Source organism: Rhizobium sp. K33 (assembly GCF_056501445.1).
The window spans coordinates 1632596-1645452 of the sequence record NZ_CP096478.1 but is presented as its reverse complement, the minus strand read 5'-3'; the positions used below and the strand labels follow the sequence as shown (position 1 = coordinate 1645452).

Annotated in this window: 15 protein-coding genes; 5 read left to right on the top strand and 10 right to left on the bottom strand. The window is 62.3% G+C overall.

Annotated elements, in window-relative coordinates:
- Positions 1-39: 39 nt before the first annotated feature.
- Positions 40-1824 (bottom strand): SLC13 family permease, encoded by a 1785-nt coding sequence (locus tag M1E12_RS08220; protein WP_479564333.1) that lies wholly within the window; start codon positions 1822-1824, stop codon positions 40-42.
- Positions 1825-2202: 378 nt separating this feature from the next.
- On the opposite strand from M1E12_RS08220, the gene M1E12_RS08215 reads away from it, so the two are divergent.
- Positions 2203-3906: a sensor histidine kinase gene (locus M1E12_RS08215; RefSeq protein WP_479564332.1), complete on the top strand. Its 1704-nt coding sequence runs from the start codon at positions 2203-2205 to the stop codon at positions 3904-3906.
- A gap of 171 nt (positions 3907-4077) precedes the next feature.
- On the opposite strand, the gene M1E12_RS08210 is transcribed toward M1E12_RS08215, so the two are convergent.
- From M1E12_RS08210 to M1E12_RS08175, 8 genes are all read right to left on the bottom strand, one after another.
- Positions 4078-6111, bottom strand: a complete 2034-nt coding sequence (locus tag M1E12_RS08210) for an ASKHA domain-containing protein (RefSeq protein WP_479564331.1) — start codon at positions 6109-6111, stop codon at positions 4078-4080.
- Positions 6112-6263: 152 nt separating this feature from the next.
- Positions 6264-6464 carry a CopG family antitoxin gene (locus tag M1E12_RS08205; protein WP_479564330.1) on the bottom strand — a complete coding sequence of 67 codons (201 nt, stop codon included), beginning with the start codon at positions 6462-6464 and terminating at the stop codon, positions 6264-6266.
- 17 nt (positions 6465-6481) lie between these two features.
- Positions 6482-7456, bottom strand: a complete 975-nt coding sequence (locus tag M1E12_RS08200; RefSeq protein WP_479564329.1) for a methyltetrahydrofolate cobalamin methyltransferase — start codon at positions 7454-7456, stop codon at positions 6482-6484.
- Positions 7457-7539: 83 nt separating this feature from the next.
- Positions 7540-8637, bottom strand: coding sequence for a methylenetetrahydrofolate reductase (locus M1E12_RS08195; RefSeq protein WP_479564328.1), 1098 nt, complete (start codon positions 8635-8637; stop codon positions 7540-7542).
- A 5-nt stretch (positions 8638-8642) separates the two neighbouring features.
- Positions 8643-9242: a methylenetetrahydrofolate reductase C-terminal domain-containing protein gene (locus tag M1E12_RS08190; protein ID WP_310239072.1), complete on the bottom strand. Its 600-nt coding sequence runs from the start codon at positions 9240-9242 to the stop codon at positions 8643-8645.
- Complete coding sequence (locus M1E12_RS08185) at positions 9235-9537, bottom strand: virulence factor (protein WP_479564327.1); 303 nt, start codon at positions 9535-9537, stop codon at positions 9235-9237. Before M1E12_RS08185 ends, M1E12_RS08190 begins: the two co-directional genes overlap by 8 nt.
- 108 nt (positions 9538-9645) lie before the next feature.
- On the bottom strand, positions 9646-10434 hold the full coding sequence (locus M1E12_RS08180; protein WP_479564326.1) for a formyl transferase: 789 nt from the start codon (positions 10432-10434) through the stop codon (positions 9646-9648).
- Positions 10434-11081: an exopolysaccharide biosynthesis protein gene (locus tag M1E12_RS08175; protein WP_113461376.1), complete on the bottom strand. Its 648-nt coding sequence runs from the start codon at positions 11079-11081 to the stop codon at positions 10434-10436. Before M1E12_RS08175 ends, M1E12_RS08180 begins: the two co-directional genes overlap by 1 nt.
- 179 nt (positions 11082-11260) lie before the next feature.
- Between M1E12_RS08175 and M1E12_RS08170 the strand changes: the two genes are divergently transcribed.
- Together M1E12_RS08170 and M1E12_RS08165 are read left to right on the top strand one after the other, a co-directional pair.
- Positions 11261-11551 carry a hypothetical protein gene (locus M1E12_RS08170; protein ID WP_479564325.1) on the top strand — a complete coding sequence of 97 codons (291 nt, stop codon included), beginning with the start codon at positions 11261-11263 and terminating at the stop codon, positions 11549-11551.
- Positions 11552-11647: 96 nt separating this feature from the next.
- Positions 11648-11815: an entericidin domain-containing protein gene (locus tag M1E12_RS08165; protein ID WP_479564324.1), complete on the top strand. Its 168-nt coding sequence runs from the start codon at positions 11648-11650 to the stop codon at positions 11813-11815.
- Positions 11816-11835: 20 nt separating this feature from the next.
- Here the strand turns inward: M1E12_RS08165 and M1E12_RS08160 are convergent, their stop codons facing one another.
- A complete protein-coding gene (locus tag M1E12_RS08160) occupies positions 11836-12465 on the bottom strand; it encodes a DUF1638 domain-containing protein (RefSeq protein WP_479564323.1) in 630 nt (209 codons plus the stop codon).
- A 38-nt stretch (positions 12466-12503) separates the two neighbouring features.
- Between M1E12_RS08160 and M1E12_RS08155 the strand changes: the two genes are divergently transcribed.
- Positions 12504-12665 carry an entericidin domain-containing protein gene (locus M1E12_RS08155; protein WP_113461372.1) on the top strand — a complete coding sequence of 54 codons (162 nt, stop codon included), beginning with the start codon at positions 12504-12506 and terminating at the stop codon, positions 12663-12665.
- Between the two features lie 54 nt (positions 12666-12719).
- Positions 12720-12854: a hypothetical protein gene (locus M1E12_RS08150; protein WP_280640729.1), complete on the top strand. Its 135-nt coding sequence runs from the start codon at positions 12720-12722 to the stop codon at positions 12852-12854.
- Positions 12855-12857: the final 3 nt, after the last annotated feature.

Sequence of the window (12857 nt, the reverse complement as noted above, 5' to 3'; positions counted from 1 at the left end):
GGGTATTCGACAAGGTGGCGATGCAGTCCCTGAGCCTTCTTACACCCCGTAATACAGATAGATCGCGTAGCAGGAGACGAAGCCGACGATGAGGTTCATCGGCAGGCCGATCTTGACGAAATCGCTGAAGCGGTAGTTGCCGGCGCCGTAGACCAGGGTGTTGGTCTGGTAGCCGATCGGGGTGGCGAAGCTGGCGCTGGCGCCGAACATGACGGCGACGACGAGGGCGCGGGGCTCGATGCCGAGCTGCTGGCCGAGGCCGATGACGATCGGGGTGAGGATGACGGCGACCGCATTGTTCGTCACGCATTCGGTGAGCGTCGAGGAGAGCGCGTAGACCAGGAGCAGGACCACGAAGGGCGAGACGGCCGACATCAGCGGCATGGCGGTGTCGACGACGAGGGTGACGGCGCCGGTTTCCTGCAGGCCCTGGCCGACGACAAGCATGGCGAAGATCAGGATCAGGATGCCGCCTTCGATCGAGCCCCAGGCCTCATCGGCATCGATACAGCGCAGGATGAGGATGGCGGGCACGGCAATCATGGCGAGGATGCCGATGTCCATGACGTTGAGCGCGGCCAAGAGGACGACGAGGCCGAGGGCGAGGAGGGCGAGCGGCGCCTTGGTCGGGCGGAAGGCGCGGGCGGTCGAGCGGGTGACGGAGACGAGCTCGCTTTCATGCGAGAGTTCGTCGAGCGCTTCGGGCGTGCCCTCCAGGAGGAGTTTGTCTGCCGGGCGCAGGCGGACATTGCCGAGATCGGGGCCGGGCACATGCTTTTGCCGGTGGGCGCCGAGGATGCGCACGCCGAAGCGGCGGCCGAGCGAGAGGCTCGAGAGGCGGATGCCTTGCGAGAAGCGCCCGGGCGCGACGACGGCTTCGACGATCGAGCGCTCGCCTTCGCCCGACATGGCCCGGCGCTGGCCAACCCGGATGCCTTCGAGGTTGTTCAGGGTGAGCAGATCGGCGGATTTGGCGAGCACGATGAGGCTGTCGCCCTTCTTCAGCGTCTGGGCATTGACGTCCTTGCGGATCATCTCGCCATTCGCGCGGATGCCGGTGATGCGCAGACCCGGCTGCTTGAATTCGGCGATCTCGCCCACCGGCTTTTCGGTGAAGGCGCCGTCGGCGAGCACGGTCAATTCCGAGAGATATTCGGCGTCGTTCTGGTTTTCGAGTTCGCCGCCTTCATCGCGCCGATCGGGCAGCAGGAACTTGCCGAGCACGAGCATGGTCAGGATGCCGGTCGCGGCGGTCGCGAGGCCGACGGGCGTGATCTCGAAGAGGGAGAAGGGTTCGAGCCCCTGGCCACGGGCGACGCCATCGACGAGCAGGCTGGTCGAGGTGCCGATCAGCGTCAGGGTGCCGCCGAGGATTGCGGCATAGGAGACGGGGATCAGGAGCCGGGTGGAGGCGATGTCGAGCGCTGCGGCAAGCCGGATGACGATCGGGATCAGCACGAGCACCACGGGGGTGTTGTTCATGAAGGCCGAGGCGATGAGGGCCGTCAGCAGGAAGACCCCGAGCGCGAGTTTCGGATAGGTCTTGGAGCGTTCGAGCACGAGGCCCGCCACGCGTTCGAGCACGCCGGTCCGGACCAGGGCGCCCGTCAGCACGAACATGGCGGCGATCGTCAGAGGGGCGGAATTGGAGAAGACGCCCATGGCCTTGTCGGCCGGCACGAAGCCGAGGACGATGAAGAGGGCCGCCCCGGCGGAGGCCGTCACTTCGGCCGGGTATTTCTCCCAGACGAAGAAGGCGAACAGCACGACGACCAGCCCCAGTGCGATCTGCGCCTGGTAGTCTGCGAGGAATTCCGTGAACATATAGCGATGGCCCCATGATATCGACGTCGATGAACGCGCCAGACGGGAACAAGCTCCGTTGACCCGGAAAAAATCTTATGAGGGGGTGGGGAAGGGTGGCGAGGTTGCGGGGATTTGGAAGTCAAGTGTTGCAGTAATGGTGGGAGCTGCGCCCTGACCTTCGGTGTGAAGGGGAAGATGGGGCGGGAGGCGGACCCTCCAAATTTCGGGGCTCTTAGGGCGAGAGCGCGAATTCCAAGCGAGTGCGACCATACACCTTTGCAGCCTGATCTCTGTCGTAAGTGGACTCTGGTTCCTTTAGGTTGAAGAACGTGTTCCCTATATGGAAGATTCTTCGTAAGCTGGCCTACCGTTGAACCGATCAGGGGATATCGTCGCATGCACGGCGCAATCGTGATGTCAAAAGAGCATTCACTGCCTGCGCTTGAGGGTGTGGGGTCCTATGTCTGGCATGTTGCCGACGACGTTTTAGAGTGGTCTCCTGGGCTGGTGGCGCTGTATGGGCTAGAGCTCGCTCCTACTGACGAAGCGGCGTTTAACGCACTATTGCATCCAGAAGACCGCCTGAGGGTTCAATCGGAAACCACCGCGTTTCTCGAGCATGCCACGCACTTTTCCCACGAATTCCGCATTATCAGGCCGGACGGTATTGTCAGGCATATTCTGGATCGAGCGAAAGTCGAACGTTCGCCCGACGGCTCGGTGGTTGCCATTCGAGGTGTGAACGTTGACATCACCGACGAGCGCCTCGCCGATCCATTTGTCGGTTTCAGAGCCTTGGCTGACAACATCAATCAGCTCGCCTGGATTGCCGACCAACATGGCTCGATCTACTGGTATAATGCGCGCTGGTACGAGTTTACCGGGACGACGTTGGACGACGTTATGGGTTGGGGATGGCAATGTGTTCACCATCCGGACCATCTTGAGAGAGTGGTCGAGCGCATCTCACATTCTTTTGCCACTGGCGAAGACTGGGAAGATACTTTCCCCTTGCGAGGTGCAGATGGCGGCTATCGCTGGTTCTTGTCGCGTGCCCGTCCCATCCGCGATGATGAGGGCACGATCCGCGCTTGGTTCGGGACGAACACGGATGTGACCGAGCAACGACAAAATGAAGAAAAAACTCACCGTCTCCAGAGGCAATTTGAACTGCTGGCGGACTCGATGCCGCAGCTCGTGTGGACGGTGAACGCTCAAGGTCAGGTGGACTATTATAACAAGCGTATAGCAGCCTTTTGGCCGGCGCGGGATCCCGATACGGGCCTTTTTGACTGGCGTAAGATCGTACATCCCGACGATCTGGCACGCACAATGCAGGAATGGGAAGCAGCGGCAACGAGCGGCCACGACTACGCGTGCGATCACCGCCTAAAGATGCGCGATGGAAGTTACCGCTGGCATCTCAGCCGCGCCAATTCGCAGCAGGAGGTCTCCGATATCGACATTCGCTGGGTTGGTACCGCAACCGATATCGAGGAACTCAAGCGGAGCGAGCATGAACGACAGCTCCTACTGCAGGAGCTCAATCATCGAGTCAAAAATACGCTGGCTCTCGTCCAAGGCATAGCAAGCCTTTCGTTTCGCAGTTTCGACGATCACAAAACAGCACTCAGTGCATTCCACGCGCGTCTTGCGGCGCTCGCCCGAACCCATGATCTGCTGGTTCGAGATGACTGGCAGGAACTCAGCGTGAGTGAGGTTATACTGTCTACGGTTGCTGCACTGGGTGTGGAAGTGCACAGAATCGATTTGGCGGGAGATGACTTCAAGCTGTCGGGACGTAATGGGGTCATGGTAGGAATGGCTATTCACGAACTTGGCACGAACGCGATAAAGTATGGCGCATTGTCGGGTCCAAGCGGTCGTGTGCATATCGACTACAGAAAGGTGCAAACGGAGCCTGTCGGCTTCCAGATCTTTTGGGAGGAAAAGGGAGGACCGACCGTGACGCCACCGTCTCGGAAAGGGTTTGGTTCCCGCCTCATCCAACAGGCTCTCGCATCAATGATCGAAGGTGAGGCACTGATTGAGTACAAAGCTGATGGCGTGCGATGCTCGATAACGGGTAGGGTGTTTTAAGACATCCTAGGGGCTCTCCGGTCACTGGCTTGAAGAAGCATGCGAACTGGTTGTCTGCGTCAGAGCCTGAATTGGCAGATATATCCGGGATAGGCGCTCGCCTGAGTGATGATCTCAGCGTCCTGAGCAAAGGCGAAAAGTGCCTTAACCTCGCAGCCTCCCGCCGACGCCTCACTCCCGCGACCTCCGTCTCCTCCGCCCGCCGGCCTCGCCATCCCCCTCCGCCAGCACCTTCCGCTCCGGCAGCGTCACGACGCTTGCGAGCTTCGGGAAGGGATCGACCTTGTTCGGCAAGGCCATGGCGTCGATGAAGAGTTGCTGGAAGTGGGGTTCGAGGGCCGTTTCGATCTTTTCGATGCGGGTGACTGTGTCTTCGATCTCGCGGCGGTAGTCGCGGTTGAGGAGAGCCATCAGGGCGCCGGTGCCGGCGGCGTTGCCGACGGCCTTGACTTCGGCGAGGTCGCAATCGGGGATCAACCCTAAGACCATTGCGTATTTTGGATCGATGAAGGAGCCGAACGCGCCGGCGAAGCGGATGGTGTCGACGGTGTCTACGCCGAGCTTTTCCATCAGGAGCTTGATGCCGGCGTAAAGGGCGGCCTTGGCGAGCTGGATGGCGCGCACGTCGTTCTGCGTCACCGTGATCTTCTGGGCGCCGTCATGCAGGAGGTAGGAGAAGGTGCGGCCGTTTTCGAGGATGCGGTGGCTTTTCGCAGCCATGGCACCATCGACGACGCCGTCGGCGGAGATGACGCCGGAGAGATACATTTCGGCGACGACCTCGATGATCGCCGAGCCGCAAATGCCGGTGATGCCGGTCTTTTCCGCGGCTTCGGCAAAACCTGCCTCGTCCGACCAGGGTTCGACACCGATGACCTTGAAGCGGGGTTCCAGCGTTTGCGCGTCGATGCGGACACGTTCGATGGCGCCGGGGGCGGCGCGCTGGCCGCAGGAGATTTCCGCCCCTTCGAAGGCAGGCCCCGTCGGGGACGAGGCGGCAACGGTGCGGGTGCTGTTGCCGAGCACGATCTCGGCATTGGTGCCGACATCGACGAGCAGCATCATCTTGTCCTGGCGGTGCGGACCTTCCGACAGCGTGGCGCCGGCGGCATCGGCGCCGACATGGCCGGCGATGCAGGGCAGGCAGTAGACGCGGGCGCCATGGTTGATGGCGAGATCGATCTCGCGCGACCAGGTGTGCACGGCGCCGGAGACGGCGAGCGCAAAGGGCGCCTGGCCAAGCTCGGTCGGGTCGATGCCGAGGAAGAGGTGGTGCATGATCGGATTGGCGACGAAGACGGCGTCGAGGATATCGTCGGGGTTGACGCCGGCTTCCTTGCAGACCTTGACCGTCAGCTCGTTGATCGCCTGGCGCACCGCCTTGGTCATGGCCTCGCGGCCATCGGGGTTCATCATCACATAGGAGACGCGGCTCATCAGGTCTTCGCCGAAGCGGATCTGCGGGTTCGACGTGCCAGAGGAGGCGATGACACGGCCGGAGAGCAGCGAGACGAGATGCATGGCAATCGTCGTCGAGCCGATGTCGCAGGCGATGCCATAGGCCTCGTTGTGCAGGCCGGGCCAGAGCGCGATCATGTTGGGGCGCGAGGTTTCCAGATCGCGGTGGATGGCGGCGGTGACGCCCCAGTTGCCCTTGCGCAGCGTCTTCTGGACATCGGGCAGGAGATGCTGGGCGACGAGGATGTTCTGGAAGCCCCAGTCCTTTTCCAGCATCAGGTTGAGCCGGTCGAGATCGCCGAGCGGCTTGTGCATGTCAGGTTCGTCAACCTCGACATAGCAGAGCTGGATGGCGGGATTGCGCGGAAAGGTGCGGTCGGTCGCAGCCTTGCGGATGACCTGGGCGTTGACGACCGTATCCGGCGGCACGTCGACGACGAGATCACCGAGGATGGTGGCCGAGCAGGAGAGGCGGCGTCCGGCGGGGATGGTGCGCACCTCAGCGTAGCGTTTCTCCTTCGGCCCGACGGGGGAGATGTGGTCGTTGGACGAGGTGATGCCGTGCTTGGCGAACTGGCCTTCCTGGACCTCGATCTGGCAACGGCCGCAGGTGGCGCGGCCGCCGCAGACGCTTTCGACATAGACGCCGAGCGATCGCGCCGCTTCGAGCACGGAGGTGCCGACAGGAAAACGGCCGCGCTTGCCTGAGGGCATGAAGAGGACGAGGGGATCAGTGGCGTCTGTCATTCTGGTCTTTCGGTTTCGAGGGACGTCTCCCTCATCTGTTGCGAGGGGGCTTTACCCCCCTCTGTCACTACGTGACATCTCCCCCACAAGGGGGGAGAGTGGTGCTTCGCCCCGGCTCGCGTTGCCTTGAACGGTCGGCTGAGCCGGTGCGTCTACCCGCTCTCCCCCCGTGTGGGGGAGATGCCCGGCAGGGCAGAGGGGGGCTCACCCAAGCCGTCACCTTTGCGTCGCGCGAGTTCAAATGTCACAGGCGTGAAGCCAGACAGGTCATAGTCAGACAGATCCGCCGTGGCGACGAATTTTTCCGCGTCTTCATCGCTAGTGAAGGTTGGCAGTGCCTTCTTCGTCTCCATCCGGCCTTCTCCTGCTTTTACTCCGTCGGCGCACCACCGCCGACGCGGGCCGCACGTCCACCGCGGCGGCCGCCGCCGGAGGCGGCTGCTGCCGGGGCTGCGGCGGGAGCGGCGTGCGCACCGCCCTCGGCGGGCTTATAGTCGCGATAGGTCTTGATCCAGTTGTAGCAGTTGTCGTCTGTGCCATTGAGCACGTTGGCGGCGCGGACGGCTTCCATCTCCTGCGGGCGGCAGGGGTTCATGATGGCGGATGTCATGCCGGCACCGATGACCATGGGGATGAAGCCGGCATTGATGCCGTGGCGATGGGGCAGGCCGAAGGAGATGTTGGAGAGGCCGCAGGTGGTGTTGACCTTCAGCTCCTCACGCAGACGGCGGACAAGGGCGAAGACCTGCAGGCCGGCGGAGCCGATGGCGCCGATCGGCATGACCAGCGGGTCGACGACGATGTCTTCAGGCTTGATGCCGTAATCCATGGCGCGCTCGACGATCTTCTTGGCGACGGCGAAACGCACATCGGGATCCTGGGAGATGCCGGATTCGTCGTTGGAGATCGCGACGACAGGGACATTGTATTTGGCCACGAGCGGCAGGATGGCCTCGAGCTTTTCTTCCTCGCCGGTGACGGAATTCACCAGCGGGCGGCCCTTGGCGACCTTGAGACCGGCCTCGATGGCGGCCGTCACGGAGGAGTCGATCGCGAGTGGCACGTCGACCAGGCCCTGAACGATTTCGAGCGTCTGGACGAGCAGGCCGGGCTCGGTTTCGTTCGGGTTGACGGAGGTGACGCCGGCATTGACGTCGAGCATGGTGGCGCCGGCGGCGACCTGTTCCAGCGCGTCCTTGATGACGGTTTCGAAATTGCCGGCCTGCATTTCGGCGGCGAGCTTCTTGCGACCCGTCGGGTTGATGCGCTCGCCGATCACGCAGAAGGGCTGGTCGAAACCGATGATGATTTCCTTGGTGGCGGATGCGACGATGGTGCGGGTCATTTCAGTCCTCCGGTCGGTGCCGGCTCTCGCACGGCGGGAATGGGATGTGCCGGCAGGTGCCGGGAAAAAGCAATGGGGTGGGTTCAGTGCGGCTGGGGATGGGCGGCCTTGGCCGCCATTTCCTGCTGGTCCTGAACGGGATCGGCGCCGATCTCGCGCATGCGCTCGGCGGCGATGTCATCGGCGCGGCCGTGCTCGCGTTTCCACGGGCGGCGGCCCTTGAGGATGCCGGATTCATGGACGATCTCGGCGACATATTCTTCCTGGCGGTAGGCCATGACATGCACGCCGGAGACGCCCTCGATCTCCTTCACCTCGTTGATGATGTCGATGCAGAGCTGCTTGCCTTCCTTCTTCTGGTCTTCGGCACCTTCCAGGCGCTTGATGACGTGATCGGGAATGTGGATGCCGGGCACGTTGGAGCGGATCCACTTGGCGGTCTTGGCCGAGGCAAGCGGCCCGACGCCGACGAGAATGAAGCATTTCTCGTGGAAGCCGAGGTCGCGGACCTTGTTCATGTATTCGCGGAACATGGGCACGTCGAAGCAATACTGGCTCTGGACGAACTGGGCGCCGGCCTCGATCTTCTTGCCCAGGCGATAGGGGCGGAAATCATAAGGTGGCGCGAAAGGGTTGATCGCAGCACCCAGGAAGACCTTGGGCGGCGTGGTCAGCTTGCGGCCGGAGAGGAATTTCGAGTCGTCGCGCATCGTGCGGACGGTTTCCAGAAGCGACATGCAGTCGAGATCGAAGACGGGCTTGGCACCCGGCTGGTCGCCAGCCTGCACCCCGTCGCCGGTGAGGCACATGATGTTGGCGACGCCCATGGCGGCAGCACCGAGAACGTCGCCTTGGATCGCGATGCGGTTCTTATCGCGGCAGGCGATCTGCATGATCGGGGCATAGCCCATGCGGGTTAGAAGCGCGCAGATGCCGACCGAGGACATGTGGCAATTGGCACCGGACGCATCGACCGCGTTGATGCCGTCGACCCAGCCATCGAAGACCTTGGCGCGCTCGTAGACATCTTCCGGATCGGCGCTGTCGGGCGGGTTGAGTTCGGCGGTGACGGCGAATTCGCCACGACGCAGGACGCGCTCCAGGCGGCCGAGCGAGGAATGGCCGGGCAGGGGATCGAGCGGCAGGTGAACGCCAAGCGGATTTTCGTCGATCTGGGCCATGCTCTTCAGGCTTCCTTTGCCGTATTCTTTTCGCGCTCGGCGGCGGCTTCTGCCGTGACCCGCAGCCAGGAGGATGTCTCGCGCAGCGACTGATTGACCGGCTTTTGCACCTTCAGGATCGCATCACCTGATACCATGTTGCGCGAGCCGCTCCAGGCCTGAACCCAGACGCAGGGCATGTCCGGCTCGACCTCGCAATTGCCATTGGCGCGCACGCCACCGCAGGGGCCGTTGCGCAACTGTTTCGGACAGTTCATCGGGCAGGACATGCCGGTCGAGGACAAGACGCACTGGCCGCACATGCGACAGTCGAAGAGCAGGCCCTTCACATTGCGCTCGACGAAGGTGATCGGCTTTTCGACCCTGTTGTAGCCGAGCTTCTTCCAGACGGGATGGAGGAACAGGAAGGCGCTGGCGAAATTGCGATAGAACCATTCGAGGAAGCGCGAATTTCTGACGGCCCAGAGGCGGATCGTATAGGAGCGGCGGGCGCGGCGGTTGGGCGAGACGCCTGCCGGCGTAAACGCGCCGGTCTTGGCCTTGGCGGCCGGTGCGGCATTGCCCTTCTTCGGCGGGCCGGGATCGACGAGCACGGGCTCAGCCATTGTCGCGGCCTCCGGCATGGACGAGGGCCACGAGACGGGCCTTGTCGTAGGCGGCCTCGATCTCGGCTGCCGCGGTTTCTGCTTCGGTTTCGAGGTCGTCACCGACCGGCACCGGATCGGCCTTGCGCCAATCGGCGAGATAGGCGTCGGTTTCGGCCGCGCCCGTGCGCATCGCGGCCATATCGATGGCCTCGGTGAAGCGGAGCGAGAGTTCGCGTTTTGCCGATTTACGTCCTTGCTTGACGATCACCTGAGCGGGAATGTCCCGCCAGAAGACGACGATCTTGTCTGCCATGCCACTCACTCCCTTTGGGGCCAGAATGCACGGGGGGCATTCGCCGGACTGCGCTCTTCACGACGTCGCTTGTCGCCAAAAACGACGCTGCCACGAGTCCCGGTGTTTTTACCAGATGCGTCGCGTCAGACCGCACCAGATCCAGGACCAGAGGGTGGGCGGGAAGCGCAGGGCCGAGGGACCTTCCGGCGTCTTGGGAGCGAGACGGTCCTTGAGCGCGTCCTCGATCGATTGGCGCGTGATCTCGAGCGAAGCGATGGTCAGCAGCAGCGGGTAGGTGGAGATGAAATCGGCGCGTTCGGGCCGCGTTCGGATTTCGTAGAGCGTGCCGCCGGTATCGGTGCCGGCGTCGACGAGATGAAGGGTCGCACCGAAATTGTCGGCATCGCTTTCGCGCAGCGACCAGTAGCCGCCCATCTGGCCGCGGTAGTTCGGGTTGATGCCGGCATGCAGGTTGATGACCGGGCAGGGCATGGCCGAGAGCTGGCGGGCCGACATCAGGCGGGTGGAGACGAGAAGGATTGCTCCTGGATCGAGCTCCGTAACGAGCGCTGCCGTTTCCGGCGCGTTGATCGAGGTGACCGGATGGATCGCGATCGTTTGCGGAAGTTCGCGCTGAAGGCCGTGGCGGTCCAGCAGTTCGGCGATGCGCCGGTCCGCCAGGCGGCGCAGCAGGCGTGCGGCGATCATGGTGCCGAGTTGGCCTGTCGCGTTGAGCCAGCCGAGGCGCCGCGCCCGGCGGCGGGTGATCTCGCCTTTGGCTTCCGGGTTCTCCAGGATGACTTCGACGTCGAAGCCGCACGTCGCCAGATGCTGGATCACGACGGTGGGATTGAGGCCGCCGGCGGTCATGACGACCACCTTGCGGTGCGTCGGGTTGTCTCCTGTTTCGGACATCAGACGACGAGCGAGACGACGGCAATGGCGGTGTAGACGACGAAACCGGCAACGGCGAGCGACAGGAGGCCGATCAGGCAGCCGACGACGACACCGAGCCCATCGCGCTGGGAATGGGCAAAACCGAGGACGGCGAGCGCAAAGGCCGGGGGCCAGTTGCCGAGCGGGATCGGCAAGAAGACGACAATGGCGAGGATCAGGGCAAAGCAGCCGATTACCCGTTCGACGAAACGGCTTTCGAAAACCCAGAAGCGCGGCACGACCAGCTTCTCGGCCCAGCGCATCCAGGGGACCAGCCGCTTGACGATCGCTTCAAAGGTTTGCGGTTCGACACCGTAGTCGCTGACGACCCGCGGAAAGAAGACGCGACCGCCCGGAGACGCCATCATCTGCCAGGCGACGAAGATGAGGGGCAGGCCGAGGATGAAGGTGGCGCCCGGCGGCATCGGCACGAGGTTCGGAAGGGCGAAGACCAGAAGGAAGGCGCCGAAGGAGCGGTCCTGCAGGGCGATCGCGATGTCGCGGATCGTCACCTTACGGTCCGTCGTGCGGGCCAGCCGGACGAGAAGGTCGGAGAGGTTTTCGGGATGCTTGTCTTCACGCGCGGTGGCGAGACCCGCCACCCATGTTTCCGCCCTGTCGGTCATTGCTGATTCTCTTGGTTTCTTGTTGACCTGACAGGCAGTGTCGCAAGGGGAGATTACAGTGGGATTAAAGCGGATCCGTGTCCTGTTCACGCTTTCGGGAATGGTGAAAGGAGGGTGAATTTTGTTGCCACCACAAATGGTTGTTGACCTTTGCGGACCGCAGCGACTGAGATGTCGGCATGGATCGGACCAAATTGAACACAGACGAGAAAAACGCTCACCCGGTGGAGAGTGCCGGGTCAAGTTCTAGCGGCAATCAGCTGCCGTCAGGCTTTGACGCCTTCTTCATGACGGTTGTCCTTGGTGGCTTGGTCTTGTTTTGTGTTTTGGTGACCGTCTACGAAGTCTGGCATTGGGTTTTGACGATAGTTGTCGCCGCTGCCTTGTCACGTGTTCCACTTTTCCTGCTGGTGCAGCTGATCCTGGTGGTGGGGCTGTTGTTCGTCGCGGGCGCGCTGATCTTCAGCTGACCGTACGCACCAGCTCATCACCCTACCTCATTGCCTTGATTTCTCCTTTCTCCCTTGTCAGCTAAACGGGCTGCCTTCAAAAAACGGGGAATCAGAATGAGGAAGTCTTCTCACGTAACTGCAGGTTTCGTTGCCGTTCTCGTCGCACTGACCTTGGGTCTCACCTCCTGCGGAAACACGATCCGTGGCGTCGGCGCGGATCTCGGCAATGCGGTGGATGCGACGCAGGATGCGGGGCGCAGTGTCGCCAATTCGGTCCGCTAAAGGGATCGATTTTCCCGACCTCAGGTGGCCGTGACCAAGCTTCGTTCGGCAGCCGCGACGAGTTCCGGCTGCAAGTCGCCGTAACCGGTGAAGCGATATTCATAGTCGAGATTCAGATAGTCGGCGGCCCATTTGGCCTTGGCCTGAAGTTCGGCATCCTCGGTCTGCGCGAGATAGACGATCTTGGTGTAGTTGCCGAAGACCATGTCACGCAGTTCGGGGTGACGATCGAGTTTCAGGGGCTCGATGACGAAGGCTTCGAACTGGCGGGTGATCAGGTCGGTCAGATAGAAGGCGGTGAATTCGCTTTCGCATTCGGCGAGGAATTTTTCCGTACCGGTGAAGAAGGCATAACAATGGGGGCCTGAGAGCCGCTCGATGCCTTCCTCGCGACAGATCTTGTCGACCTCGCCCTGGGTGCCGCATTCGGCATAGCCGAGGAAGATGTTTTCATGGCCGGCAGCCCGGGCTTCCGCGATTTTTTCCCGAAGCGCCGGTGCAATCCTTTCGGGCCAGACATGCCAGATGGCGGGCAGGCATTCGAGTGAGAGATGGTCCAGCCCGTTCAGCGCTTTGACGGCCAGGATTTCACGGGCAATCGCACCGCATGCGATCACGTGAACCTTTTTTGATGTCGCGCGTTGTTCCATCGCAATCCACTCGTTACCCAGAGAAAAGGTACACCCACATGATGGCGAAAAAACTGACAGCCGGCGCAGCTCTCATCCTCACCGTCTTCGCACTGTCGTCGTGCGGCAATACGATCCGTGGCGTAGGCCAGGACGCTGCCAACACTGTTGATGCGACGCAGAACGCCGCCAACAACGTCGACGCCGCCGCCTCCCGCTAATTGTCAGCGCGCGGTGGACACCGCTTTGAGCGCACCTGAAACAGGAGAGGGAGCATGACGCTCACGACCATCGCAAAGGCCAGTGCCATCTATATGCTGGCGGCCATCCTGTATGCCGGCGGGCATGTTGCCTGGCAGACCATGGCAACGGCCCCTCAGGGCGAGTTCTACGCAGAAGCCGGCCTCTAAGGG